Annotated in this window: 24 protein-coding genes; 14 read left to right on the top strand and 10 right to left on the bottom strand. The window is 69.5% G+C overall.

The window, feature by feature from the left end; genetic code table 11:
- Window positions 1-91: 91 nt before the first annotated feature.
- Complete coding sequence (locus tag SH203_RS13270) at window positions 92-1,297, bottom strand: NAD(P)/FAD-dependent oxidoreductase (protein ID WP_087121424.1); 1,206 nt, start codon at window positions 1,295-1,297, stop codon at window positions 92-94.
- 180 nt (window positions 1,298-1,477) lie between these two features.
- On the opposite strand from SH203_RS13270, the gene SH203_RS13265 reads away from it, so the two are divergent.
- From SH203_RS13265 to SH203_RS13205, 13 genes are all read left to right on the top strand, one after another.
- Window positions 1,478-1,762 carry a YerC/YecD family TrpR-related protein gene (locus SH203_RS13265; RefSeq protein WP_087121423.1) on the top strand — a complete coding sequence of 95 codons (285 nt, stop codon included), beginning with the start codon at window positions 1,478-1,480 and terminating at the stop codon, window positions 1,760-1,762.
- Window positions 1,763-1,772: 10 nt separating this feature from the next.
- Window positions 1,773-2,654 (top strand): ATP phosphoribosyltransferase, encoded by an 882-nt coding sequence (hisG, locus tag SH203_RS13260; protein ID WP_087121422.1) that lies wholly within the window; start codon window positions 1,773-1,775, stop codon window positions 2,652-2,654.
- The gene (gene hisD / locus SH203_RS13255; RefSeq protein ID WP_087121421.1) at window positions 2,654-3,973 is read left to right on the top strand and encodes a histidinol dehydrogenase; all 1,320 of its coding nucleotides are present in this window, start codon (window positions 2,654-2,656) and stop codon (window positions 3,971-3,973) included. Before hisG ends, hisD begins: the two co-directional genes overlap by 1 nt.
- 136 nt (window positions 3,974-4,109) lie before the next feature.
- Window positions 4,110-5,534: an imidazoleglycerol-phosphate dehydratase HisB gene (gene hisB / locus SH203_RS13250; protein ID WP_087121420.1), complete on the top strand. Its 1,425-nt coding sequence runs from the start codon at window positions 4,110-4,112 to the stop codon at window positions 5,532-5,534.
- Complete coding sequence (gene hisH, locus SH203_RS13245) at window positions 5,531-6,133, top strand: imidazole glycerol phosphate synthase subunit HisH (protein WP_087121419.1); 603 nt, start codon at window positions 5,531-5,533, stop codon at window positions 6,131-6,133. Before hisB ends, hisH begins: the two co-directional genes overlap by 4 nt.
- A 145-nt stretch (window positions 6,134-6,278) precedes the next feature.
- Complete coding sequence (hisA, locus tag SH203_RS13240) at window positions 6,279-7,010, top strand: 1-(5-phosphoribosyl)-5-[(5-phosphoribosylamino)methylideneamino]imidazole-4-carboxamide isomerase (RefSeq protein ID WP_087121418.1); 732 nt, start codon at window positions 6,279-6,281, stop codon at window positions 7,008-7,010.
- Window positions 7,011-7,041: 31 nt separating this feature from the next.
- On the top strand, window positions 7,042-7,809 hold the full coding sequence (hisF, locus tag SH203_RS13235; protein WP_087121417.1) for an imidazole glycerol phosphate synthase subunit HisF: 768 nt from the start codon (window positions 7,042-7,044) through the stop codon (window positions 7,807-7,809).
- Between the two features lie 142 nt (window positions 7,810-7,951).
- Window positions 7,952-8,581 carry a bifunctional phosphoribosyl-AMP cyclohydrolase/phosphoribosyl-ATP diphosphatase HisIE gene (gene hisIE, locus SH203_RS13230; protein WP_087121416.1) on the top strand — a complete coding sequence of 210 codons (630 nt, stop codon included), beginning with the start codon at window positions 7,952-7,954 and terminating at the stop codon, window positions 8,579-8,581.
- A gap of 43 nt (window positions 8,582-8,624) precedes the next feature.
- Entirely contained in the window at window positions 8,625-10,085 is a 1,461-nt protein-coding gene (zwf, locus tag SH203_RS13225) for a glucose-6-phosphate dehydrogenase (RefSeq protein ID WP_087121415.1), read from the top strand.
- A gap of 146 nt (window positions 10,086-10,231) precedes the next feature.
- A complete protein-coding gene (gene pgl, locus SH203_RS13220; protein ID WP_200808947.1) occupies window positions 10,232-10,942 on the top strand; it encodes a 6-phosphogluconolactonase in 711 nt (236 codons plus the stop codon).
- Window positions 10,942-12,831, top strand: coding sequence for a phosphogluconate dehydratase (edd, locus tag SH203_RS13215; RefSeq protein WP_087121413.1), 1,890 nt, complete (start codon window positions 10,942-10,944; stop codon window positions 12,829-12,831). Before pgl ends, edd begins: the two co-directional genes overlap by 1 nt.
- Window positions 12,832-12,862: 31 nt before the next feature.
- Window positions 12,863-13,834: a glucokinase gene (glk, locus tag SH203_RS13210; protein ID WP_087121412.1), complete on the top strand. Its 972-nt coding sequence runs from the start codon at window positions 12,863-12,865 to the stop codon at window positions 13,832-13,834.
- Window positions 13,835-13,915: 81 nt separating this feature from the next.
- The gene (locus SH203_RS13205) at window positions 13,916-14,221 is read left to right on the top strand and encodes a hypothetical protein (protein WP_087121411.1); all 306 of its coding nucleotides are present in this window, start codon (window positions 13,916-13,918) and stop codon (window positions 14,219-14,221) included.
- A gap of 61 nt (window positions 14,222-14,282) precedes the next feature.
- On the opposite strand, the gene SH203_RS13200 is transcribed toward SH203_RS13205, so the two are convergent.
- From SH203_RS13200 to SH203_RS13185, 4 genes are all read right to left on the bottom strand, one after another.
- Entirely contained in the window at window positions 14,283-14,648 is a 366-nt protein-coding gene (locus tag SH203_RS13200; protein ID WP_087121410.1) for a hypothetical protein, read from the bottom strand.
- Window positions 14,645-15,940 (bottom strand): homogentisate 1,2-dioxygenase, encoded by a 1,296-nt coding sequence (gene hmgA, locus SH203_RS13195; protein WP_200808946.1) that lies wholly within the window; start codon window positions 15,938-15,940, stop codon window positions 14,645-14,647. Before hmgA ends, SH203_RS13200 begins: the two co-directional genes overlap by 4 nt.
- A 70-nt stretch (window positions 15,941-16,010) precedes the next feature.
- Window positions 16,011-16,268, bottom strand: coding sequence for an Lrp/AsnC ligand binding domain-containing protein (locus tag SH203_RS13190; RefSeq protein WP_087121409.1), 258 nt, complete (start codon window positions 16,266-16,268; stop codon window positions 16,011-16,013).
- 72 nt (window positions 16,269-16,340) lie between these two features.
- The gene (locus tag SH203_RS13185; RefSeq protein ID WP_087121408.1) at window positions 16,341-16,853 is read right to left on the bottom strand and encodes a GNAT family N-acetyltransferase; all 513 of its coding nucleotides are present in this window, start codon (window positions 16,851-16,853) and stop codon (window positions 16,341-16,343) included.
- 210 nt (window positions 16,854-17,063) lie between these two features.
- Here SH203_RS13185 and SH203_RS13180 point away from each other — a divergent pair, with 210 nt between their 5' ends.
- Entirely contained in the window at window positions 17,064-17,744 is a 681-nt protein-coding gene (locus SH203_RS13180) for a bifunctional 4-hydroxy-2-oxoglutarate aldolase/2-dehydro-3-deoxy-phosphogluconate aldolase (protein WP_087121407.1), read from the top strand.
- Here the strand turns inward: SH203_RS13180 and SH203_RS13175 are convergent.
- From SH203_RS13175 to SH203_RS13155, 5 genes are all read right to left on the bottom strand, one after another.
- The gene (locus SH203_RS13175; protein ID WP_087121406.1) at window positions 17,741-18,280 is read right to left on the bottom strand and encodes a periplasmic heavy metal sensor; all 540 of its coding nucleotides are present in this window, start codon (window positions 18,278-18,280) and stop codon (window positions 17,741-17,743) included. The genes SH203_RS13180 and SH203_RS13175 overlap by 4 nt on opposite strands.
- Window positions 18,277-18,684: a hypothetical protein gene (locus SH203_RS13170; RefSeq protein ID WP_087121405.1), complete on the bottom strand. Its 408-nt coding sequence runs from the start codon at window positions 18,682-18,684 to the stop codon at window positions 18,277-18,279. Before SH203_RS13170 ends, SH203_RS13175 begins: the two co-directional genes overlap by 4 nt.
- A complete protein-coding gene (locus SH203_RS13165; protein ID WP_087121404.1) occupies window positions 18,681-19,256 on the bottom strand; it encodes an RNA polymerase sigma factor in 576 nt (191 codons plus the stop codon). The genes SH203_RS13170 and SH203_RS13165 overlap by 4 nt, the downstream gene beginning before the upstream one ends.
- A 66-nt stretch (window positions 19,257-19,322) precedes the next feature.
- The gene (locus SH203_RS13160; RefSeq protein WP_087121502.1) at window positions 19,323-19,781 is read right to left on the bottom strand and encodes an EF-hand domain-containing protein; all 459 of its coding nucleotides are present in this window, start codon (window positions 19,779-19,781) and stop codon (window positions 19,323-19,325) included.
- Between the two features lie 45 nt (window positions 19,782-19,826).
- Window positions 19,827-22,751 (bottom strand): bifunctional [glutamine synthetase] adenylyltransferase/[glutamine synthetase]-adenylyl-L-tyrosine phosphorylase, encoded by a 2,925-nt coding sequence (locus SH203_RS13155; protein ID WP_087121403.1) that lies wholly within the window; start codon window positions 22,749-22,751, stop codon window positions 19,827-19,829.
- Window positions 22,752-22,772 lie beyond the last annotated feature (21 nt).

Below are 22,772 nucleotides of genomic sequence, written 5' to 3'. Positions count from 1 at the left end.
ACCACAGAGTGAGGGCCTCGGAACGGAAAGCGCAACAGTTTTGTTGCACTGCGGCGACGACGCCTCCTCCGCGCTTCGCGGGAGGAGACGATCAGGCCGCAACCGCCTTCATCGACACCGCCATGTCCGCCAGCTTGTCCGCGTCCACCGGCGTCGCCCTAGCGATCAGTTGTTTGCCGGCCATGAACTCCGGCGGCGCATTGACTGCTTCGACGCAGACCATGCGGTCGCCGGCCAGATGGAACACCGCAAAGCTTCCGGCGGCCGGGTCGCCACGCACCACCTGACGATCCGCCGCGAACGGCAGACCCGCGATCTGCAGCTTGTAGTCGTACTGGTCCGACCAGAACCACGGAACCTCGGGCGCCGGCCCGGGCCGACCGACGATGGCGGCGGCCGCCTGTTTGGCCTGTTCGAGGGCGTTGGGCACGCTCTCCAGCCGGTGATGCACCCCGCCGTGGACCGGGATCGGGCGGCGCGTCATGTCACCGACGGCGAAGACGGCGGGATCGCTGGTCCGCGCCTGATCGTCCACCACCACTCCGCCGTCGCACCGCAGGCCCGCCGAACGGGGCAGGCCGTCGCAGGCCAGGGCGCCGACCCCGACCAGCACCGCATCGGCCCGAACCACGGTTCCGTCGGCCAGGGTCACGCCGTCGCGCGTCACGGCGACCACCTCGGCCCCCGTCAGAATCTCGACGCTCCGCGCCCGATGCTGTTCGGTGAAGAAGGCCGAAAGCGTTTCAGACGCCACCCGCGCCAGCACGCGCGGCGCCCGCTCGATGACGATGGCCTCGGCCCCCAGCGCGCGGGCGGACGCCGCCGCCTCCAGCCCGACATAGCCGCCGCCGACCACCGCCAGACGCCGCCCCGGCCCCAGAGCGGCCTTCAGCCGCTCGGCGTCCTTCAGCGTCCGCAACTCCAGCAGATCGGGATGGTCGCCGCCCGGAACCGGCAGTTTGCGCGCCGTCGATCCGGTCGCCAGCACCAGCACGTCATAGGTCTCGCTGGCCCCATCGCGGAAGGCGACGGTTTTGGCCTCCGGGTCGATGGACACGGCGACGGAGGAAGGCCGGAAGTCGATGTTCTGCTCGGCGTAGAAGCTCAGAGGCCGCAGCAGCAGGGCCTCCAGGTCGGCTTCGCCCTTCAGCCACGCCTTGGACAGGGGCGGCCGCTGATACGGCGGCGCATCCTCTTCGCCCGCCAGAACGATCGGCCCCTCATGGCCATACTGCCGAAGAAAGGCCGCGACGGAGCCGCCCGCGTGTCCCGCGCCGATGATGAGAACCTTGGTCATGGGACGCATTTAGAGCGGCGAGTGGCGAGTGGCGAGTGGCGAGTGGCGAGTGGCGGATGAGTGAGAAGTGCTGGTGAGCAAGAGGTGAGCTTGGATTTCGACCGCGCCACGCTCACACTTCGCTCACTAACACTCCTCTCCCCCTTGACCGTTCCATCGTTACACCATAATGGAACACGCATGACGACCCCGCCCACCCGCGCCGCCCTTCATGACGCCCTGCTGTCGATGCAGACGCGCGAGGAGATCGACGCCTTTCTGGCCGATCTCTGTACGCCCGCCGAACTGCGCGCCTTCACCGAGCGGTGGCAGGTCGCGCGTCTGCTGGACGCCGGGGGCAAGTCCTATCGCGAGATCGCGGCCGAGGCCCATGCCAGCCCCACCACCGTCGTCCGCGTCGCCCGCTATCTGAAAGACATGCCGCATCAGGGATACCGCATCGCCCTGGACCGGCTGAAAGACTGAGAATCCGAACATGAGCACTGTCCAGGGCCGGCTCCGCATCGCCGTCCAGAAATCCGGCCGTCTGGCCGACCGCAGCCTGGACCTGATCCGGGACGCGGGCCTGAAATGGGTCAAGGGCCACAACGACCTGCTGTATCGGGTCGAAAACTATCCCATCGACCTGCTGCGCGTGCGCGACGACGACATTCCGACCTTCGTGGCGGACGGGGTCTGCGATCTGGGAATCGTCGGCGAGAACGTGCTGGAGGAAGGCCGCAACGGGGGGCCGAACGCCTCCATCGTCATGCCGCTGGGCTTCGGCCGCTGCACGCTGAAACTCGCGACGCCGCCGAGCCTGGCCTATGACGGCCCGGCCTCGCTGGAGGGCCTGCGCATCGCGACCTCCTATCCCAAGATCCTGCGCAGGTTCCTGGACGAGCGCGGGGTTCAGGCCGACATCGTCGTCATGCGCGGCGCCGTCGAGGTCGCGCCCCGGCTGAAACTGGCCGCCGCCATCTGCGATCTGGTCTCGACCGGCGCGACGCTGGAGGCCAATGGCCTGGGCGCCAAGGATACGGTTCTGGAAAGCCAGGCCGTGCTGATCCAGTCGCCGACCGCGCCCGAACCCGGCCTGCAGCCCCTGCTGGACAGCATCATCGAACGGATGGCGGGCGTGGTGTCCTCGCAAGGCGCCAAATACGTCATGCTGAACGCGCCGCGCGCCGCGCTGGACCAGATCACCGCCATCCTGCCCGGCGCCGGTTCGCCCACCGTCATGCCCCTGTCGGGCCGCGACGACGCGGTGGCGGTCCACGCCGTCTGCCAGGAGGCCGTTTTCTGGGAGACGCTGGAGAAGCTGAAGGCCGCCGGCGCCTCGGCCATTCTGGTCCTGCCCATCGAGAAGATGATGTGATGGGCGACCTGTTCAAACGCATCGACTGGTCGTCGCTCGACGCCGCTGGAAAGACGGCGGCGCTCGCCCGCCCGTCCCGACGCACCGCCGGCGACGTGACCGAGGTGGTCCGCACCATTCTGGACGACGTGCGGGTGCGCGGCGGCGCGGCCGTGACCGACTGGTGCCTCAAGCTGGACAAGGCCCCGCCGCGCCGCATCGCCATCACCGAACAGACGGTGGCGGACGCCCGCAACGCCCTGCCCCCTGGCGACGTGCGCGCCCTGCGGATGGCGGCCGACAACATCCGCGTCTTCCACCAGGCGACCCGGCCGGAAGACACCCCCTTCGTCGAGACCACGCCCGGCGTGCGCTCCAAACTGGCGTGGCGGCCCATCGCCTCGGCGGGCCTGTATGTTCCGGGCGGCACGGCGCCGCTGTTCTCGTCCCTGCTGATGCTGGCCATCCCGGCCGGGGTCGCGGGCGTGGGCGAACGGATCGCCGTCACACCGCCGGACAAGGAGGGCGGCGTCCACCCCGCCATGATCCTGGCCGCCGCCGAGGCCGGTCTGGACGCCCTCTGGCTGATGGGCGGGGCGCAGGCCATCGCCGCCCTGACCTTCGGCGTCGAACTTGAGGACGGGATCATCCCGGCCTGCGACAAGCTGTTCGGACCCGGCAACGCCTATGTGGCCGAGGCCAAGAAGCAGGCGTCCGCCCTGCCGGGCGGCCCCGCCGTCGACATGCCCGCCGGGCCGTCGGAGCTGATGGTCATCGTCGACCGCGACGCCGCGCCCGAGATCGTCGCCGCCGACCTGCTGAGCCAGGCCGAACACGATGCGGACGCGCAGGTTCTGCTGGTCTCCACCAGCCGCGCCACCATCGACTACATCCTGACCGAGGTCGAGGTTCAGGTCGCCACCCTGCCGCGCGAAGCCATCGCTCGCGCGTCGCTGCAGGAAGCCCGCGCCATCCTGGTCCGTGACCTGGACGCCGCCGCCGAAGTCGCCAATCTGTATGGCCCCGAACACCTGGCGATCCAGATCGACGATCCCGAACCGCTGGTGGAGTCCATCAACGCCGCCGGAGCCGTCTTCGTCGGCCGGTTCGCCGCCGAGACGCTGGGAGACTACGCCGCCGGCCCCAGCCACGTCCTGCCGACCGACGGCGGGGCCAGGACGCTGGGCGGCGTCACCACCGCCAGCTTCATGACCACCATGTCGGTGCAACTCGTCACCGAGGCCGGCGCCCGCGCCCTGGCCCCCATCGCCGCCCGTCTGGCCCGGATGGAAGGCCTAGAAGCCCACGCCCGCGCCGCCGATCTGAGGAGCGAAGGATGAGGGACTTTAGAACGGTTTCAGTGAAGAGTGCTGGTGAGCAAAGAGGTGAGCGGGACTGTGCTGATTTCGACGCTCTCAAGCTCACGCCTTGCTCACTAGCACGCCTCACCCCGAGCCTCCCCGACAAAGGCCGCCGATGACCCTGCCCGCCCCCTATTCCCCGCTGGTCTCCGGCGGCGAAGGTCTGGACCGCTATCCGGGCGACGCCCCGGCGCTGGCCGCCCGCATGGCCGCCATCTACGCCACGCCCGTCGATCAGGTCCTGCCGGTGCGCGGCCTGACCCACGGGCTGGAGCTGGCCTGGCGCCTCGCCGCCCGCGACGGCGGTTCGGTCCAGGCGCCCCAGGCCGAACCCTATGACAGTCTGAGCGCCATCTATCCGGCGAAGGGCGATCCCGCCGTCGTCGTCGTCCGTGCCTTGGGTTCGCCCGAGGCGGTCGCGGAAATGGCCGCCCGCGTCGCCCCCGCCCTGCTGGTCGTGGACGAGGGACTGATCGAGTTTTCCGACAGCAAATCGGCCGTCACGGTCGTCAAGGACCAGCCGAACCTGATCGTGCTGCGCAGCCTGTCGCTGGCCTATGGGCTGGCGGGCGCGCGGGTCGGGACGGCCATCGCCCAGCCCCGGACGCTGGCCCGGCTGGCCTCGGTGCTGGAACCCTACGCCCTGCCCGAACCGCTGGTGCGGCTGGCGCAGCAGGCGCTGGACCCGTCGCGGATGATCGAGACGGCGGAACGCATCGCCGCCGTCCGGCGCGAGCGCGAGCGGGTCGCCCGCGAGCTGGGCCGTCTGACGCCCGTCGAACCCGGCGTCGGTCCCATCGTCCTGACGCGGCCGGAAGACCCCGCCGCCGTCCTGGCCGGTCTGAAAGCCTATGGCGTCGAGGCCGACCTGTCGGGCGAGCGGCTGCGCCTGCCCATCTCCATCAAGCCCGAGGTCAATGACCGGCTGCTGGCCGCCTTCGGCCTGACGCCCGCCAGGCGCCGCGCGCCGCGCGTCGGTCAGGCCGTGCGCGACACCAAGGAGACGCGCATCGTCTGCGCCGTCGATCTGGACGCGCCCGGCCCGGTGAAGATCGAAACCGGCGTCGGCTTCTTCGATCACATGTTGGAGCAGATCGCGGCCCACGGCGGCTTCTCGCTGCGTCTGCAATGCGAAGGCGACCTGCACACCGACCCGCACCACACCATCGAGGACAGCGCCATCGCGCTCGGTCAGGCGCTGAAAAAGGCGTTGGGCGAGCGGAAAGGCATCGCGCGTTACGGCTTCGTTCTGCCGATGGACGAGGCCAATGCGACCGTCTCCATCGACCTGTCGGGCCGCCCCTATCCGCTGTTCGAAGGGACGTTCGAGACACCCTATATCGGCGACTACCGCACCGACCTGACGGCCCACGTCTTCCGCTCGCTGGCCGAAGCCATGGGTGCCGCCGTCCACATCACCGTCACGGGCCAGGACGACCACCACAAGACCGAGGCCGTCTACAAGGCCTTCGGCCGCGCCCTGCGCCAGGCCATCCGCATCGAGGGCGACGCGGTGCCTTCGACCAAGGGGGTGCTGTGACCGAGGTCGCCGTCATCAGCTATGGCGCGGGCAATATCGCCTCGGTCCAGTTCGCGCTGGAGCGGCTGGGCGCGACCGTGCGCCTGACCGCCGAACCGGCTGTGATCGCAGAGGCCGAGCGGGTCGTCCTGCCCGGCGTCGGGGCGGCGGGCTACGCCATGTCGCGGCTGGCGGCGTTGAACCTGATCGAGCCCTTGCGCGCCTTCGAACGCCCCCTGCTGGGCGTCTGTCTGGGCCAGCAACTGCTTTTCGAGCGCAGCGACGAGGGGGAGGATGTCGAGATGCTGGGCCTCATCCCCGGTACGGTGCGGCGGCTTGAGCCGGACGCGCCCCTGCCCGTGCCGCACATGGGCTGGAGCCGTCTGACGCGCGACCGCGACGATCCGCTGCTGGAGGGCGTCGCCGACGGCGCCTACGCCTATTTCGTCCACGGCTTCGTCTGCCCGAACGGACCCGCCACCCTGGCCCGCGCCGACTATGGCGGGCCGGTTCCAGCCATGGTGCGATCCGCCAACCGCTGGGGCTGCCAGTTCCACCCCGAACGCTCGGCCGAGGCCGGGGCGACCATCCTCAAGAATTTCCTGGAGCTTGCGGTGTGAGCCGCGCCGCTCTCCCCGCCCCGTCATCCTCGGGCTCGACCCGAGGATCGGACCTTCTATCGCTCATGCGACGACGGATGCGCATGGGCCGCCCCACACCTGATCCTCGGGTCGAGCCCGAGGATGACGACCGGAAACCGACCCCATGCTGATCTATCCCGCCATCGACCTGAAGGACGGCGTCTGCGTGCGCCTGATGCACGGCAAGTTCGACCAGGTGACGCGGTATGACGAACAGCCGGCCGCCCGACTGACCGCCTTCGCGGCGGAGGGGGCGCAGTGGATTCACATCGTCGACCTGGACGGCGCCGAGGCGGGCGAGGCGCGTCAGCACGGCCTGATCGGCGAACTGACCCAGGCCATCGACGTCAACATCCAGTCGGGCGGCGGGGTTCGCGGCGCCAACGACGTCGCCAAGCTGCTGGATGCGGGCGTGTCGCGCGTGGTCGTCGGCTCGCTCGCCGTGACCCAGCCCAACGATGTGGCGGCCTGGCTCAAGGGTTATGGCGTCGAGCACATCACCCTGGCCCTGGACGTCAAGATCGAGGACGGCGCGCCCGTTCCCGCCCTGAAGGGCTGGACCCAGTCGTCGGGCGTGACCCTGTGGGACGCGCTGGACCGCTATCCCGAGGGGACGGCGAAACACATATTGGTCACGGACGTCGGCCGGGATGGCGCCCTGACCGGACCCAATCTGCAGCTTCTGGCCGAAATCCGCCGCCGTCGCCCCGACTTGGTGCTTCAGGCCTCGGGCGGGGTGTCTTCGCTGGAGGACATCCGGGCGATCAAGGCCCTGGGCTGCCACGGAGCCATCGTCGGCCGCGCCCTCTACGAAAACCGCTTCACCCTGCCCGAAGCCATCGCGGCCGCCGCATGACCGCCCCGTTCCCAGGCGAGAGGGCGGTCCCATGACCGCCCGCCGGATCATCCCCTGCCTCGACGTGAAGGACGGCCGGGTCGTCAAGGGCGTGAAGTTCGTGGGCCATGCCGACATGGGCGACGCGGCCGAACTGGCCGCGCGCTATCGGGACGAAGGCGCCGACGAACTGGTCTTCTACGACATCACGGCCAGCCCCGAGGGGCGGACGCTGGACTACGGCTGGATCAGGGACATCGCCCGGCTGCTGGACATTCCCTTCTGCGTCGCGGGCGGCATCCGCAGCGTGGAGCAGGCGGCGCGCTGTCTGGACCACGGGGCGGACAAGGTGTCGATCAACTCGCCCGCGCTGGAGCGGCCCGAACTGATCGCGGAAATGGCCGAACGGCTGGGATCGCAGTGCGTCGTCGTCGGCGTCGACAGTCGTCTGGAAGACGGCGAATGGGTCGTCCACAAATACACCGGCGATCCCGATGCGCGCCGCCATGCGGGCAAGCGGACGCTGGACTGGCTGGACGAGGCCCAGGCCCTGGGCGCCGGCGAGATCGTGCTGAACTGCATCGATCAGGACGGGGTGCGAAAGGGCTATGACATCGCGCAGCTGGCGGCGGCCCGCGAGCGGCTGACCATCCCCCTGATCGCCTCGGGCGGGGCCGGCGCGCCGGAGCATTTCCGCGACGTGTTCGACCAGGCGGACGTGTCGGGCGCCCTGGCCGCCAGCGTCTTCCACACCGGCGCCATCGCCATTCCTGACCTGAAGCGGTATCTCGCCGGCGAAGGGCAGGAGATGCGGATATGACGCCAAATCTCCGCTCATCCCCGCGAATGCGGGGACCCAGCGCTTTGGGCGATCATCGTCGCCGATCCACCACGGACCTCCATCCAACACCCGTCAGACAAAAGAACTGGGTCCCCGCATTCGCGGGGATGAGCGGAAAAAAATGATCGACCCCGACACCATCGACTTCGAAAAAGGGAACGGCCTCGTTCCCGTGGTGGTGCAGGACGCCGCCACCCTTCAGGTGCTGACCCTGGCCTATATGGATCGCGCCGCCCTGGATGAGACGATCCAGTCGGGCGAGGCCACCTTCTTCTCACGCTCGCGCGGCGGGCGGTGGAGGAAGGGCGAGACCTCGGGCGACCGGCTGCATGTCGTCTCCCTGACCGCCGACTGCGACAGCGACGCCCTGGTTCTAGGCGTGCGGCCTGTCGGCGACGCCTGCCACCTGCACCGCACCAGCTGTTTCGGCGACGCCGACGCGCCGGGCCTGGGCCGCATCGCCCGTCTGGAACAGACCATCGCCCGCCGCGCCGCCGCCGATCCGTCCGAAAGCTGGACCGCCCGGCTGATCGCCGAAGGCCCCAAACGCATCGCCCAGAAGGTCGGCGAAGAGGGGGTGGAGACGGCCTTGGCCGGGGTCGCCGGCCCTGACGAGGAACTCGCCTGCGAGGCCGCGGATTTGATCTATCACCTGCTCGTTCTTCTCCATGCCCGTAACATGGTGTTTCAGGACGTGCTGGATGTGTTGGCCTCGCGCGCCGAAGCGGGCAAAGGCCAACCTGCACCTTAACGGCGTCGGTCCCACAAAGCGGGATCGCTGAAGGGAAATTTCCATGGCGGCTCTTATTCTGTTCGGCGGCGGCGGCGATCTGGCGATGCGCATGCTGCTGCCGTCGCTGTATTTCCTGGAACACGACGGCCTGCTGCCCGAGGGGCTGAAGATCATCGGCGCCGCGCGTTCGGACGAGAGCGCCGCCGACTATGTCGCCAAGGTCCACGACGCGGTGAAGACCAAGGCCGAGGCCGACAAGGCCTGGGACGAGGACAGCTGGGCGCGGATGAAGGCGCGGCTGGACTATCTGGCCGTGGACGCCACCTCGCCCGACAGCCTGAAGCCGTTGAAGGACAAGGTCGGCGACGGCGCGGTCACGTCCTTCCTGGCCGTGTCGCCCTCGCTCTACGCCCGCATCGTCACCGCGATGAAGGCGGCCGGTCTGGCCGAGAAGAACTGCCGCATCGTTCTGGAAAAGCCGGTCGGGCGCGACCTGAAATCCTTCCTGGAAATCGACGACGCCGTGGCCCATGCCTTCAGCGAGAAGCAGGTGTTCCGCATCGACCACTATCTGGGCAAGGAGACGGTTCAGAACCTGATCGCCCTGCGGTTCGGCAACACCATCTTCGAGCCGCTGTGGAACAATCTGTCGATCGACCACGTCCAGATCACCATCGGCGAGACGGTGGGCGTCGGCGACCGCTGGCCCTATTACGACGAATACGGCGCGCTGCGGGACATGCTGCAGAACCATATGCTGCAACTGCTGTGCCTGGTGGCGATGGAGCCGCCCAGCGACCTGGACCCCGACTCCGTGCGCAACGAGAAGGTCAAGGTGCTGCGCTCCCTGCGCCCCATCACCCCCGACGAGGCCGAGCGCGTCACCGTGCGCGGCCAGTATGTCGCCGGGACCAGCGAGGGCAAGCCGGCCAAGGGCTATGACGAGGAGCGGGGCGAAGATTCGGACACCGAAACCTTCGTCGCCATCCGCGCCGACATCGACAACTGGCGCTGGGCCGGCGTGCCCTTCTTCATGCGGACCGGCAAGCGCCTGCCCGAGAAGCGCACCGAGATCGTCATCCAGTTCAAGCCGGTGCCCCACTCGATCTTCGACAGCGACGATCGCGGAGAGGTCAAGGCCAACCGCATGATCATCGAGCTGCAGCCCGAGGAAGACATCTCCCTGACCGTGATGAACAAGCGCCCCGGCCTGGACCGGCGGATGCAGCTTCAGCCGATCAAGATGAGCCTGTCGTGGGGTGTCGATGGCAAGGGCGACGCCCCGCCGCGCCGCCGCATCGCCTATGAGCGTCTGCTGCTGGATGCGATGGCCGGCGATTCCACTCTGTTCGTGCGCCGCGACGAGGCGGAACAGGCCTGGAAATGGGTGGACGAGGTGTCCGAAGCCTGGGCCGAATCCGGCCTGAAACCCGACGAATATGTCGCCGGAACCTGGGGCCCCGACAGCGCCGACATGCTGATGATGCGAACCGGCCGCGACTGGAACACGACAGATGCGTGATCTGATCAAAATCACTCCGTCATCCTCGGGCTTGACCCGAGGACCGGGTGTTCCGCGAGCTAGTGCGATGACGTGTGGAGTCTTTCCTGCCGCCGCGTCCGATCTTCGGGTCAAGCCCGAGGATGACGGCAGGGAGGACTGTTAGAATGACCTATTCCATCGAAACCTTCGCCACCGTCGACGCCTGGGCCGAGGCCATCGCCGCCCGGCTGAGCGAGACCCTGTCGGCCGCCGTGCGCGACACGGGCTCGGCCCTGTTCGCCGGCCCCGGCGGCTCGACCCCCGCCCCCGTCTATCGGCGGCTGGCGACGACCGATCTGGACTGGTCCAGGGTCGCCGTGACCCTGGTGGACGAACGCTACGTCCCCGAGACCTCGCCGGAGTCCAACGCCCGCCTGATCCGCGATGTGCTGTTGCAGGACAGGGCGGCCGCCGCGCGCTTCATCCCCCTCTATACGCCCGAGGTCACCGTGGACCGGGCGGCCATGGTCGCGGCCAAGGCCCTGGCGGACGCCGGCGGTCGGTTCGATGCGGTGCTGCTCGGTATGGGCGAGGACGGACACATCTGCTCCATGTTCCCCGAAAGTCCGACGCTGAAGACCCTCTTGACCCCGACGCTCAAGGCCACGGTGCTGGGTGTGCCGCACGGTCGCGACGGCATGGCGCCGAGCCTGGAACGCCTGTCGATCAACCTGCCCTATCTGATGTCCGCCGGTCGCGTGATCCTGGGCCTGAAGGGCGCCGCCAAGCGTCGCGTCTTCGAGGAACAGTCCAAGGGCGATCCCAAGGTCCAGCCCATCGCCGCACTGATCGCCGCCGGCGTTCCCCTTGAAGTTCTGTGGACGGAGGAAGGCTAATGGCGCTTCACCCCACCGTGGCGGCCGTCACCGCCCGCATCGTCGAAAAAAGCCGCGAGACCCGCGCCGACTACATCCGGCGCATGGACGCCGCCCGCGACAGCGGGACGGGCCGCGCCAAACTGTCCTGCGCCAACTGGGCCCATGCCTTCGCCGGCCAAACCATCGCCGACAAACTGACCGCGATGGACGGGTCCAAGCCGAACCTGGGCATCGTCACCGCCTATAACGACATGCTGTCGGCCCACCAGCCGTTCGAGCGCTTCCCCGACGTGGTGCGCGCGGCCGTGCGCGAAGTCGGCGCCACCGCCCAGGTCGCCGGCGGCACGCCCGCCATGTGCGACGGCGTCACGCAAGGGCGTCCGGGCATGGAGCTGTCGCTGTTCAGCCGCGACGTCATCGCCATGTCGGCGGGCGTGGCCCTGACCCACGACGCCTTCGACGCCGGCCTGATGCTGGGCGTCTGCGACAAGATCGTGCCCGGCCTGTTCATGGGCGCCCTGGCGTTCGGCCACCTGCCCGTCGTCTTCGCCCCCGCCGGCCCCATGCCGTCGGGCATTCCCAATGCGGAAAAGGCCCGCGTCCGCGCCGAATACGCCCAGAACAAGGTCGATCGTCAGACCCTGCTGGAAAGCGAGATCGGCAGCTATCATTCGCCCGGCACCTGCACCTTCTACGGCACCGCCAACTCCAACCAGATGATGATGGAGCTGGGCGGGCTGCACATGCCCTCCACCGCCTTCGTCCATCCCGACACCGGCCTGCGCGACGCCCTGACGGCGGCGGCGGCGAAACGGGCGGTCGAGCTGGCCCGCAGCGGCGAATGCCGCATGGCCGACGTCATCGACGAAAAAGCCATCGTCAACATGATCGTGGCCCTGTTGGCCACCGGCGGATCGACCAACCACGCCATCCACCTGGTCGCCATGGCGCGGGCGGCGGGGGTGCTGATCGACTGGACCGACATGGACGAACTGTCCTCGGTCACGCCGCTGCTGGCGCGGGTCTATCCGAACGGTTCGGCCGATGTGAACGCCTTCCAGGCCGCAGGCGGCGTCGCCTTCATCGCTCGCGAGCTGGCCCAGGCCGGCAACATCCACACCGACGTCACGACCATCATGGGGCGCGGGATCGAGGCCTATTTCCAGGAACCGTCGATGGTGGACGGCGAACTGGTCTGGCGCGACGGGGTGCGCGAGAGCCTGGACCGGGACATCCTGCGTCCCGCCTCCGACCCGTTCGACCGCGAGGGCGGCCTGCGTCTGGTCAAGGGCGACCTGGGCCGGGCGGTCATCAAAATCTCGGCGGTCAAGCCCGAGAACCGCATCGTCGAGGCGCCCGCCGCCGTCTTCGAAACCCAGGAAGACGCGCTACAGGCCTTCAAGGACGGCAAGCTGTTCCGCGACGTGGTCGTGGTCCTGCGCTTCCAGGGGCCGAAGGCGAACGGCATGCCCGAACTGCACAGCCTGTCGCCCGCCCTGTCGGTCATTCAGGACAAGGGGTTCAAGGTCGCCTTCGTCACCGACGGCCGGATGTCGGGCGCCAGCGGCAAGACGCCGGCCGCCATCCACGTCTCGCCCGAAGCCCTGGCCGGCGGCCCCCTGGCCCATGTGAAGGACGGCGATATCATCCGTCTGGACGCCGAGGCCGGGGTGCTGACCACCGTGGGCGTCGCCGACCTGACCGCCCGCCCCGCCGCCGCCCGATCCGCCGCCAACGCCGAGGGTTCGTCCTGGGGTTATGGCCGCGAACTGTTCGGCGCCTTCCGCCATGTCGTCACCACCGCCGAACAGGGGGCGACCGTCTGTTTCGCCATTCCGCCGGGATCGCGCGGTCACGACGACACGCCGCCCAACCCCAACTTCGTCGACCGGACCGTGGACGCCTGATCCACCGAACCGACCGCAGGAAACGCCTGAAATGAATGACAAGACCCTCCTCGTCGGCGACGTCGGCGGCACCAACGCCCGCTTCGCCCTGGCCCGCATGGTGGACGGACAGCCCGTGCTGGACCACCACGACAGCTTCCCGGCCGAGACTTATCCGACCTTCCTTGAGGGCGTCGCCGCCTTCATCGACGGCTGCGAGGTCAAGCCGACCGGCGGCGTCATCGCCGTCGCCGGCCCCGTCACCGACGGCGCCATCGACCTGACCAACTCGCCCTGGCAGGTGTCGGAAAGCGAGCTGCAGACCCTGGGCCTGAAGCCGGTCAAGCTGATCAACGACTTCGAGGCCCTGGCCTGGGGCGCGCCCGTGGTGCCGGCGGACCAGTTGGAAAGCCTGGGCGGGCCGGTCGATGGCGATCCGCATTCCACCGTGGCCGTGCTGGGTCCCGGCACCGGCTTCGGCGTCGCGGCCCTGGTGCGCGACGCCCACGGCAAGGAGATGGCCATGCCGTCCGAGGGCGGCCACGCCTGCTTCCCCCCCGGCGATCCGGTCGAGGACGAAATCCTGCGCATCCTGCGCCGCCGCTATGACCGCGTCTCGATCGAGCGTCTGATCTGCGGCCCCGGCCTGCTGAACATGCACCGCGCCCTGGCCGAGATCGACGGACGCGAGACCCACGTGGACGATCCGGCCGAGATCACCAAGACCGCCCTGGCCGATCCGAACAGCCCCTGCGGCGCGACCCTGGCCCGCTTCTGCGCCATCCTGGGCGCGGTCGCCGGCGACATCGCTCTGACCACCGGCGCGCGCGGCGGCGTCTATATCGCGGGCGGCATCGTTCCGCGCATCCTGCCCTTCATCAAGGCCAGCCCCTTCCGCCAGCGGTTCGAGCGCAAGGGCCGGTTCAAGGACTATATGGCCGAAATCCCGACCAAGGTGATCATGCACAAGCACGCCGCCCTGCTGGGCGCCGCCCGCGTCGCCTTCGCCGAGGCCGGAAACTAGGCGATCACGCAAATCTCACGGCGGCGTGAACCGAACCGCCGCCGTGACGTTTCCCCGTCTCCAACAGGAGAGGAAACGAAAATGAAAAAGTTCGCCATCGCCGCCGCATCGCTGTTCGTGCTGTCGGGCGTCGCCGCCTGCGGTGAAAGCGCTGCGGACAAGGCCGCCGAAAAGCAGGCCGACGCCATCGAGGCCACGGGCGAAGCCCGCGCCGACCAGCTGGAGGCCCAGGCCGCCACCGCCCCGACCGAGGCCCAGAAGGACGCTCTGAACGCCCAGGCCGATCAGGTCGAGAAGAACGCCGACCGCAAGGCCGACCGTGTCGAGCAACAGGGCGGCAACGCCGACGGCGGCATGACCACGTCCAACACGCCCTCGACCCACTAAATCCGTTTACGGATGGACCGGCCCCCGTCGTTCGCGACGGGGGCTTTTTCCTGTCCGGCGATCAGTCGATGCAGAGGGTCGGGCCGGCCTTGCCGTCCGTGACCGTGGCGTGACAGCCGAAGCGGTCGCTGGTCGCCTGACACACGCCCGCCGTCGCCGTTCCCGCCGAGACGCCCGTATTGCCCTCGACGCGGCAGTCGCCCTGGCACTGCGCGCCGTCGATGCAGCGCTTGCCGGCGTCGGCATAGCTGATCACGCACTGCCAGGACTGCAGCCGCCCGACCTGTTTCATCGTCCCGCCGCGCGTGGCGCAGGCCGAGGCCTCGGCGCTCTGCATCGGCGCGTCCGAACCCGCGCCCGTCGTGGTCTGCGGCGTGCAGGCGGCCGCCAGAAGCGCGGCGGCGGCGATCATCGAAACGCGGATCATGATACCTGTCCCTTGGCGAAGCCCGACCAGACGTCGTCATAGTCCAGCTGCATCTGCGGCGTTTCCGACGCCCATTTCGTGATGCGGATCGGCATCCGGGTTTCGAACATGAAGGCCAGGGTGTTCTCGATCTTGTGCGGCTTCAACTCGGCCCTGATCGCGCCTTCGTAGCTGGCCTGATCCGGCCCGTGCCCGCTCATCCGGTTGTGCAGGGACGCCCCGCCCGGAGCGAAGCCGCCGACCTTGGCGTCATAGGCGCCGGTCACGAGCCCCATGAACTCGCTCATGACGTTGCGGTGGAACCATGGCGGGCGGAAGGTGTGTTCGGCCACCATCCAGCGCGGCGGGAAGATGACGAAGTCGATGTTGGCCGTGCCGGGCGTCTCGGACGGGCTGGTCAGGACGGTGAAGATCGACGGGTCCGGGTGGTCGTAGCTGACCGTGTTGATGGTGTTGAACCGCGCCGTGTCATAGCGGCAGGGCGCGAGATTGCCGTGCCAGGCCACCACGTCCAGCGGGCTGTGATCGAAGGTCGTGGCCCACAGGCGGCCGCCGTATTTCTGCACGCACTGGGTCGGGCGATCCACGTCCTCATAGGCCGCGACGGGCGTTTCGAAATCGCGCGGATTGGCCAGGCCGTTCGCGCCGATGGGGCCCAGGTCCGGCAGGCGGAACGGTGCGCCGTAGTTCTCGCAGACATAGCCCCGCACCGGCCCCTCGACCTCGACGCGGAACCGCACCCCGCGCGGGATCAGGACGATATGGCCCGGCTGGGCCTCGATCACCCCCATCTCGGTGACGAACCGATGCGCCCCATCCTGCGGCACGATCAGCAGTTCACCGTCGGCGTCGTAGAAGACGCGGTCGGTCATCGAGCGGTTGGCGACATACAGGTGGACGCCCGCCCCGGCGCCGGCGTCCGGCTCTCCGTTGCCGCCATAGGTCGTCAGCCCCTCGACCCAGTCGGTCGGGGTCTCGGGGATCGGCAGCGGGTCCCAGCGCATCCGGTTGGGATTGGGCGGCGTCTCGTCGAACGGGCCGGAGCGGACCCGCCCCTGGTCGAAGGCGACATAGGGGCCGTGCTGGGCCGAGGGCCGCAGGCGATAGAGCCAGCTTCGCAGATTCTCGGCGCGCGGCGCGGTGAAGGCCGTGCCCGACAGCTGTTCGGCGTACAGCCCCATCGGCGTCTTCTGCGGCGAGTTCTGGCCTTCCGGCAGGGCGCCGGGCGCGGCCTCGGTCGCGAAATGATTGCCGAAGCCGGTCATGTAGGCGGGCGCGTTGGATCGCGTCATGTGGTCTCTCCCTATGACCCCGGTTTAGCCTTCGCGCACGCCAGCGTCACCCTGTCGCGCGGGCGGCGTTTCAGCCCCTGGACGGCAGGAAGGGCGAGAAGGTGATGACGGTGAAGGTGTCGCGCACGTGCGGGCGCGTCTGGACCTGTTTGGTGACGAAGGTGCCAATGTCGGCTTCGCGCGGTAGGTTGAACTTGGCCAACAGATCATGCTGGCCCGAGGTGGAATAGACCTCCGACACGTTTTCCACATTGTCCACGATGTCGGCCGCCACGTCGTTGGCATAGCCCAGCTCGCATTTGATGAAGACGAAGATGGCGGTCATCATGGCCGTGGCCTTCCTGAAGTTTGGACGCCTTCTAGCCGATGGCGACCGCCGCCGAAACGCCGAAGGCGCCGATCAACGCAGCCGCTTGCTGACCCAGACCAGGGTCGGGTCGTCCTCGACCGGGGCGGTGTCGAATCCCATGTCGTTCTCGACCCGAAGGGCGGCGTGGTTGGCGCGGTCCTCCAGCGATTCCACCACCGCATAGCCGCGCGACCGCGCCTCGGCCACCAGCCTTTCCAGCAGGGTCCAGCCGATCCCCTGCCCCTTCAGGTCGCCGCGCAGCAGGATGGCGGCCTCGGCCCGTTCGCCCGCCGCATCGCCGGCCAGAACGGCGGTCGCCGCAATGGCGCCGTCCTCGCCCCAGGCGATCAGGCTCTCGCCATTCGCCGACGGCTTTTCGATCAGGGCCACAAGCTGATCGTGACCGGGCGCGCCCAGGGTGGAGAGGAAGCGGAACCGCATATCCTCCGGCGTCACCTTGGCGAGGAAGGCGCTCAACGCCCGCTCGTCCTCGCCGCGCGCCGCGCGGACCTCCAGACGCACGCCTGTGCGGGTGACGAGCCGTTCACGGTCGAGCAGGGTCATGGGCTTCTCCTTCGTCTCCAGCCCTGGACCAGGGTACGCCGCCGCGCCTTGACCTCGATCAAGACGTGCGGATGAAACAATATGTTCCGTCGCTTCACGGCGAAGCCGGCGCGCAAGGCTTTGGCCTGGACCGGGCGTGGGTTAAGCAGGACGCCGACAGGCCGCCCCTCGACCGACGGCCCCTTCGATCCCGCCGACAGGAGACAGACCATGGCCCACGATCGCGTCAGCGTGCTTCAGGCGCTTGAAACCCAGGGCGTCTGCCCCGTCTTCTACCATCCCGATCCCGAGGTCAGCCTGAACGTCATCCGCGCCTGCGCGCGCGGCGGCGCGCCGGTGGTGGAGTTCACCAATCGCGGCGACTTCGCCTGCGACCTGTTCGGCGAGATCAATCGCGAACTGATCAGGACCGATCCGCACATCGTGCTGGGCATCGGCTCGGTGGTCGATAGCGGCACGGCGGCCCTCTATCTGAACCGGGGCGCGCGCTTTGTGGTCAGCCCCTGCCTGGTCCCCGACGTGGCCAGGGTCTGCAACCGGCGCATGGTCGCCTATTTCCCCGGCTGCGGTTCGGTGACGGACATCGGCGAGGCCCATGAACTGGGCTGCGACATCGTCAAACTGTTCCCCGGTTCGTCGGTCGGCGGGCCGGACTTCGTCAAGGCGGTCAAGGGGCCAATGCCCTGGGTCAAGATCATGCCGACCGGCGGCGTCGATCCCGACGAAGCCTCCATCGCCAAATGGTTCGGCGCCGGCATCGTGGCGGCGGGCATGGGCTCCAAACTTGTGACGGACGCGGCGGTCAAGGCCGGCGACTGGGCCGCCATCGAGACCTCGGTGCGCGCGGCCGTGGACGCCGTCGCGGCCTTCCGCGCGTCGAAGGCCGCCTAACGACCGGGACGGTCGCCCGGGGCCTGGGCGACGCCGTCCGGGCCATGCGCCTGCGGCCCGTCGTGACGCGCCGCCTCGCGACGGGCGCCGCCCTTGCGCTGCAACAGGGGCGTCATGGCCTTGCGCTCCTCGGGCGTCAGGGTCGCCAGAAGGTCCACCGCCCCGGTTTCCAGACGCTGACGACCGCGCATTTCGGCGGCGCGCGACTGCTCCAGCAGGGCCCGGACGCGCGGGGCGTCCAGCGTGGGCTGACCGGCGACGGCGATGGCCTCGCGCCGCGCCGCCCGCGCCGCCTCGAAATCGGGACGCGCCGACAGGGCGGTTTCGCGCAGGGACGCGCGCACGCGCTGGCGCACGGCGGGGTCCAGCCGGGCCAGCACCTCGGCCAACGGCCCCTCGCGGCCGCCCCGGCGCTGTTCGTCGATCCGCCGCTCGATCTTGTCGCGGCCGACGACATAGGTGACGCCCCCCGCCACGGCGAACAGGTTCAGCGCCACCGACACGGCCAGGGCGATCTTCAACGTCTTGTTCGTCATCCCAGAACCTCGGTGTCGTCCACCCCGGTCAGGGCCGATTGATAAAGCACCGCATCCGCCCGCGCATCGGCCGTCAGATGGGTGGTCAGGCCGACGCCCGCCACCACGCCGGCGCAGGCCGCCGCCGCCCATCCGGCCCCCAGATACCAGACCGCCTCACGCCACCCGGCCCGCGCCTTCCGTCGAGGCGCCGCCGCCAGGACGCGCGCCGTCAAGGCCGCCGACGGGACCGGCGTCGGCGCGGCGTCCAGCAGGGCGTCCAGCGTCGCCGCCTGGGCCAGCAGCTCCCGCAGCGACGGATCGGCGGCCAGCAGGCTCTCGGCGAAGGCGCGCTGGTCCGCCGGCCAGCGACGCAGGTCCGCGCCATAGGCGTCCGCCAGGGCCTGCAACCGTTCCGCCTTCATCGTCCGTCTCCCTTAGAGGCCCCGTTCGGAACCATGTCCGACAGCGCCTGACGCAATGCGCGACGACCGCGCGACAACAAACTCTCCAGCGCCTCGACGCTGATCTCCATCAGGGCGGCCGCCTCGATATTGGACAGCTCCTGATAGTGGCACAGCACGATGGCCTCGCGCTGTCGGTCGGGCAGCCGCTTCAGCGCCGTCGTCACCCGCGCGCCAGTCTCGGCGGCCAGAAGCCCCCGATCCGGCCCCGGCCCTTCGTCCGGCCGATCCGGCGGCGCGTCCGTCGGGATTTCGCGACGTCGCCTCAGCCGGTCGTAACAGAGGTTCAGCGCCACCCTGTGCAGCCAGGTGTCGAACCGCGCCTGGCCCGGCCGCCATTTCGGCGCCTGTCGCCAAGCCCTCAGCATCGCCTCCTGCGCCACGTCCTCCGCCTCGGCCGCGTCGCCCAGCATCCGTTGCGCCAGGGCCAGGATGCGCGGCAGCTTGCGCGCGACCAACGCCTGCGACGCCGCCGGATCGCCCTGACCCACGCGGCGCACCAGATCCTCGTCGGGGTCGACGATCGCGACCAAACCCGCCTCTTCCGCTGCTGACGAAAGGGACCGATTCGTCCGTGACGGCCGACCCCGACACCGTTCTTACTCCGAAGCCGGAGCCGGGGAAGCGGCTTGCGGCGCGGGACGCTCGGCGCGACGCGCCGTCATGGCCGCACGACGCTCTTCGCGCGAGATCACGCCGTCGTGGTCCGTGTCCATCCTGTCGAACCGCTCGCCCAGCCTGGCCGCATAGTCCGCGATCACCAAGGGACCGCGCGCGCGTCCTTCACCGCCGGAGCCGCGCATGGCGGGATCGGCCTGCAGGGCGGCCTGTCGCTCCTCGACGCTGACCGTCCCGTCGTGGTTCGCATCCATGGCCGTCAGGCGGGCGACGCGCGCCTCGACGAAGGCGGCGCGGGTCATCGGGCGGCTCGCCTCGCCTCGCGCATGATGCGGCGCAGGCGCTCCGGCCGGCGGCGCGGGCGGGGTCTGGGCGGTCGCGACGCCCGCGCCGGCGGTCAAGGCGACGACGCCCAGGCCGGCCAAAAAGGTCTTTCTCATCTCGTTCGTCTCCTTGGGTCGCGCGCAGCGACCGGACATCGCCCCTCAGGAGATTGAACGCGGCGTCTCCGAATCTCCGTCGCGCGCCTCTGGAACCGCCTGTTCGAAGGCTTTGCGGGCGCGGAGGCGCAGGTCCGTCAGCCGGGTCTTCAGCGTCTCGAAATCGGGCGCGCCCGCCGCCTCGGCCAGGCGCAGCTGAAACACCGACGGCTCGGCCTCGGGATCGACCCGCCCCTCGAAGGCGGCGGCCAGCAGATGGGCCAGCCGCTGCTGCATCCGCCACGCCTCGGCCAGCACCGGATCGTCGTGCAGGGCTTCCAGCGTCGACAGGGTCAGCGGCTGACCGGCGGCGGCGGCCTGAAGCTGGCGGAACTGGGCCGCGAACTCGGCGTCCACCTGTCCGCCCGGCGACAGTTTCAAATCCCAGAAGCCGTGCGGACGACGCTCGCGGTCCATCAGCCCCCGCATCTTGCGGACGTCTGCGGCGACGTCGACGCCGGGGCGCGGACGACGCAGGGCCGCCTCGATGGCCGCCGCGACCCGCGCGCCAAACGCCGGATCGCTGGCCCAGACCACGCGGGCGCGGGTCAGGACCATGAACTCCCACGTCTCCGCCTCCTTGGCGTAATAGGCGTCGAAGGCCGACAGACGCACCGACACCGGCCCCTTCGACCCGGTAGGCCGCAGGCGCATGTCGACCTCGTACAGCCCCCCTTCGGCCGTGTGCGCCGACAGGGCCGCGATCAGCCGCTGGGTGAAGCGGGCGTAGAAGACGTCTGCGGTCCACTCCTTCAGGGTCGAGGTCGCCTCGGGCGGCGCTTCGTACAGCGTCATCAGGTCCAGATCGGACCCAGCCGTCATCTCGCGCGAGCCGGCCTTGCCCAGCGCCACCACCGCGACCGCGCCCGGAAATTCGCCGCCCAGCCGCACCGTCTCGGCCAAGGCCGCCGGCGACAGGGTCCGCATGGCGGCGTCGGCCAGGGCGGCGTAGGCCCGGCCCGCCGTCTCGGTTCCCGCCCGCCCGGTCAGGGCGTGGATGCCGATGCGGAACATCTGTTCGCGGTGCAGGCGACGCACGGCGTTCATGGCGCCCTCGAAATCGTCCGTCTCGCCCGCTTCACGCAGGATCTGTTCGGTCAGGCCCATGTCGTCGGACAGGTCGGTCAGGAAACGCGCGTCCAGCACCCCGTCCAGCGCCGCCGGCTGACGCCCCAGGGTGCGGGCCAGACGCGGGGCGAAGGCCATGACCCCCAGCACCATCTCGAACAATTTGGGCTGGTTCAGGAAGAGGGCCTGGACCTGCACCCCCGCCGCCAAACCGGAAAAGAAGACGGCGAACCGGCGAAAGGCGTCGTCGGGCGCGCCGGATCGCGCCACCGCCTCCAGCAGACGCGGCGCCAGGCGGGTGAACAGTTCGCGCCCCCGCTCGGTGCGGGTCGCGGGGATGCGGCCGTGATGCCAGGACCGGATGGTGTCGGCGACCGAGGCCGCCTCGGAGAACCCCATCCGCTTCAGGGTCTCCAGCGTTTCCGGGTCGTTCTCGACGCCGGTGAAGACCAGGCTGCCATAGCGGGAATCCAGCTCCTCCCCGCCCTCGAACAGTTCACCATAGCGGGCGTTGACCCTCGCCAGCAGGGCCTCGACATGGGCGTCGAAGGCCGAAAGGTCCGACCATCCGGCCAAGGCGGCGACGGCGGCGCGGCGTTCTGCGTCCTCGGGCAGGCGGTGGGTCTGTTCGTCGTCCAGCATCTGCACCCGATGCTCTAGACCGCGCAGTTCGACATAGGCGGCCGACAGTTCGTCGGCGGCGGCGCGCGGAATATGGTCGGCGTCGGCCAAGGCGTAGAGCGCCTCGATAGTGCGCGGCGTCCTCAGCCCCGGATCGCGTCCGGCCAGGATCAGCTGCTGGGTCTGGGCGTAGAATTCGATCTCGCGTATGCCGCCCCGCCCCAGTTTCAGATTGGCGCCCGCCGCCGCCAGCCCCTCGCCGGTCTTGTGGACGTGGATCTGTTTCTTGATCGACTGGATGTCCAGCACGGCCGCATAGTCCAGGCTGCGTCGCCAGACGAAGGGGACCAGCGCCTTCAGGAACCGTCCCGCCGCGCGCAGGTCGCCCAGCACCGGCCGCGCCTTGATGAAGGCGGCCCGTTCCCAGTTCTGACCGACGCTTTCGTAATAGGCCAGGGCCATGGGGGCGGCGACCACCGGCGGCGTCGACGACGGATCGGGCCGCAGACGCAGATCGACGCGGAAGACATAGCCGTCGGCCGTCCGTTCGCTGAGCAGGGTGGCGATCCCCTTGCCGACCCGATTGGCGAAGTCCTGCATCTCCACCCCCTCGGCCAAGGCCAGGCCGGTCAGGCGGGGCTCGAAGAAGAGCGAGATGTCGATGTCGGAGGAATAGTTCAGCTCGTCGGCGCCGTGCTTGCCCATGGCCACGCCGAACAGGCCGGGGACGGGGCCGCGCGAATCGTCGGGCGGCGAGATCAGCCGACCACGCGCCCGCTGCTCGGCGGCGACGGCGCGCAGGGCGGCCCGGCAGGCGGCGTCCGCGAAGGCCGACAGGGCGGCCGTGACCTGGTCCAGGTCCCACACGCCCCCGAGATCGGCCAGCGCCGTCAGCAGATGCAGATCGGCCTTCAGCACCCGCAGCGGCGCGCGCACCTCGTCGGGTTCGCCGTCCAGAGCGTCCGTGTCGCCGAGGATGCGGACCAGGCTTTCGGCCGGATCGGCCTGCAGCAGGCGACGCAGATGGGCCGGACGCCGCCGCATCAGCCCGGTCAGATAGGGCGAGGCCCCGGCGACGGGCGCCAGGGCGGGCCAGGCGACGGTCAGGGTTTCGGACCATCCATCCGCCGTTGCGGCCTCGGTCAGGGTTTCGTGCAGGCGGTCGGCGGCGGCCGGGTTCACGATGGGACCGGCCGATTTTAGACTGTCCGCCAGTGGAACAGAAATTTTGGCATCATGCATCAGATTATCCGCTCATCCCCG

Origin of the sequence: Brevundimonas sp. SH203 (genome assembly GCF_002157625.1) — a bacterium.
In the GTDB taxonomy this organism is placed as follows: domain Bacteria; phylum Pseudomonadota; class Alphaproteobacteria; order Caulobacterales; family Caulobacteraceae; genus Brevundimonas.
The sequence above is the reverse complement of the archived record's forward strand: the minus strand, read 5'-3'. Positions and strand labels throughout refer to the sequence as shown.

What these genes read in the sequence shown, in the direction of transcription:
- SH203_RS13270 (WP_087121424.1), bottom strand. Translation starts at nt 1,297, where the DNA reads ATGACCAAGGTTCTCATCATCGGCGCGGGACACGCGGGCGGCTCCGTC.
- SH203_RS13265 (WP_087121423.1), top strand. Translation starts at nt 1,478, where the DNA reads ATGACGACCCCGCCCACCCGCGCCGCCCTTCATGACGCCCTGCTGTCG.
- hisG (WP_087121422.1), top strand. Translation starts at nt 1,773, where the DNA reads ATGAGCACTGTCCAGGGCCGGCTCCGCATCGCCGTCCAGAAATCCGGC.
- hisD (WP_087121421.1), top strand. Translation starts at nt 2,654, where the DNA reads ATGGGCGACCTGTTCAAACGCATCGACTGGTCGTCGCTCGACGCCGCT.
- hisB (WP_087121420.1), top strand. Translation starts at nt 4,110, where the DNA reads ATGACCCTGCCCGCCCCCTATTCCCCGCTGGTCTCCGGCGGCGAAGGT.
- hisA (WP_087121418.1), top strand. Translation starts at nt 6,279, where the DNA reads ATGCTGATCTATCCCGCCATCGACCTGAAGGACGGCGTCTGCGTGCGC.
- hisF (WP_087121417.1), top strand. Translation starts at nt 7,042, where the DNA reads ATGACCGCCCGCCGGATCATCCCCTGCCTCGACGTGAAGGACGGCCGG.
- hisIE (WP_087121416.1), top strand. Translation starts at nt 7,952, where the DNA reads ATGATCGACCCCGACACCATCGACTTCGAAAAAGGGAACGGCCTCGTT.
- zwf (WP_087121415.1), top strand. Translation starts at nt 8,625, where the DNA reads ATGGCGGCTCTTATTCTGTTCGGCGGCGGCGGCGATCTGGCGATGCGC.
- pgl (WP_200808947.1), top strand. Translation starts at nt 10,232, where the DNA reads ATGACCTATTCCATCGAAACCTTCGCCACCGTCGACGCCTGGGCCGAG.
- edd (WP_087121413.1), top strand. Translation starts at nt 10,942, where the DNA reads ATGGCGCTTCACCCCACCGTGGCGGCCGTCACCGCCCGCATCGTCGAA.
- glk (WP_087121412.1), top strand. Translation starts at nt 12,863, where the DNA reads ATGAATGACAAGACCCTCCTCGTCGGCGACGTCGGCGGCACCAACGCC.
- SH203_RS13205 (WP_087121411.1), top strand. Translation starts at nt 13,916, where the DNA reads ATGAAAAAGTTCGCCATCGCCGCCGCATCGCTGTTCGTGCTGTCGGGC.
- SH203_RS13200 (WP_087121410.1), bottom strand. Translation starts at nt 14,648, where the DNA reads ATGATCCGCGTTTCGATGATCGCCGCCGCCGCGCTTCTGGCGGCCGCC.
- hmgA (WP_200808946.1), bottom strand. Translation starts at nt 15,940, where the DNA reads ATGACGCGATCCAACGCGCCCGCCTACATGACCGGCTTCGGCAATCAT.
- SH203_RS13190 (WP_087121409.1), bottom strand. Translation starts at nt 16,268, where the DNA reads ATGATGACCGCCATCTTCGTCTTCATCAAATGCGAGCTGGGCTATGCC.
- SH203_RS13185 (WP_087121408.1), bottom strand. Translation starts at nt 16,853, where the DNA reads ATGACCCTGCTCGACCGTGAACGGCTCGTCACCCGCACAGGCGTGCGT.
- SH203_RS13180 (WP_087121407.1), top strand. Translation starts at nt 17,064, where the DNA reads ATGGCCCACGATCGCGTCAGCGTGCTTCAGGCGCTTGAAACCCAGGGC.
- SH203_RS13175 (WP_087121406.1), bottom strand. Translation starts at nt 18,280, where the DNA reads ATGACGAACAAGACGTTGAAGATCGCCCTGGCCGTGTCGGTGGCGCTG.
- SH203_RS13170 (WP_087121405.1), bottom strand. Translation starts at nt 18,684, where the DNA reads ATGAAGGCGGAACGGTTGCAGGCCCTGGCGGACGCCTATGGCGCGGAC.
- SH203_RS13160 (WP_087121502.1), bottom strand. Translation starts at nt 19,781, where the DNA reads ATGAGAAAGACCTTTTTGGCCGGCCTGGGCGTCGTCGCCTTGACCGCC.
- SH203_RS13155 (WP_087121403.1), bottom strand. Translation starts at nt 22,751, where the DNA reads ATGCATGATGCCAAAATTTCTGTTCCACTGGCGGACAGTCTAAAATCG.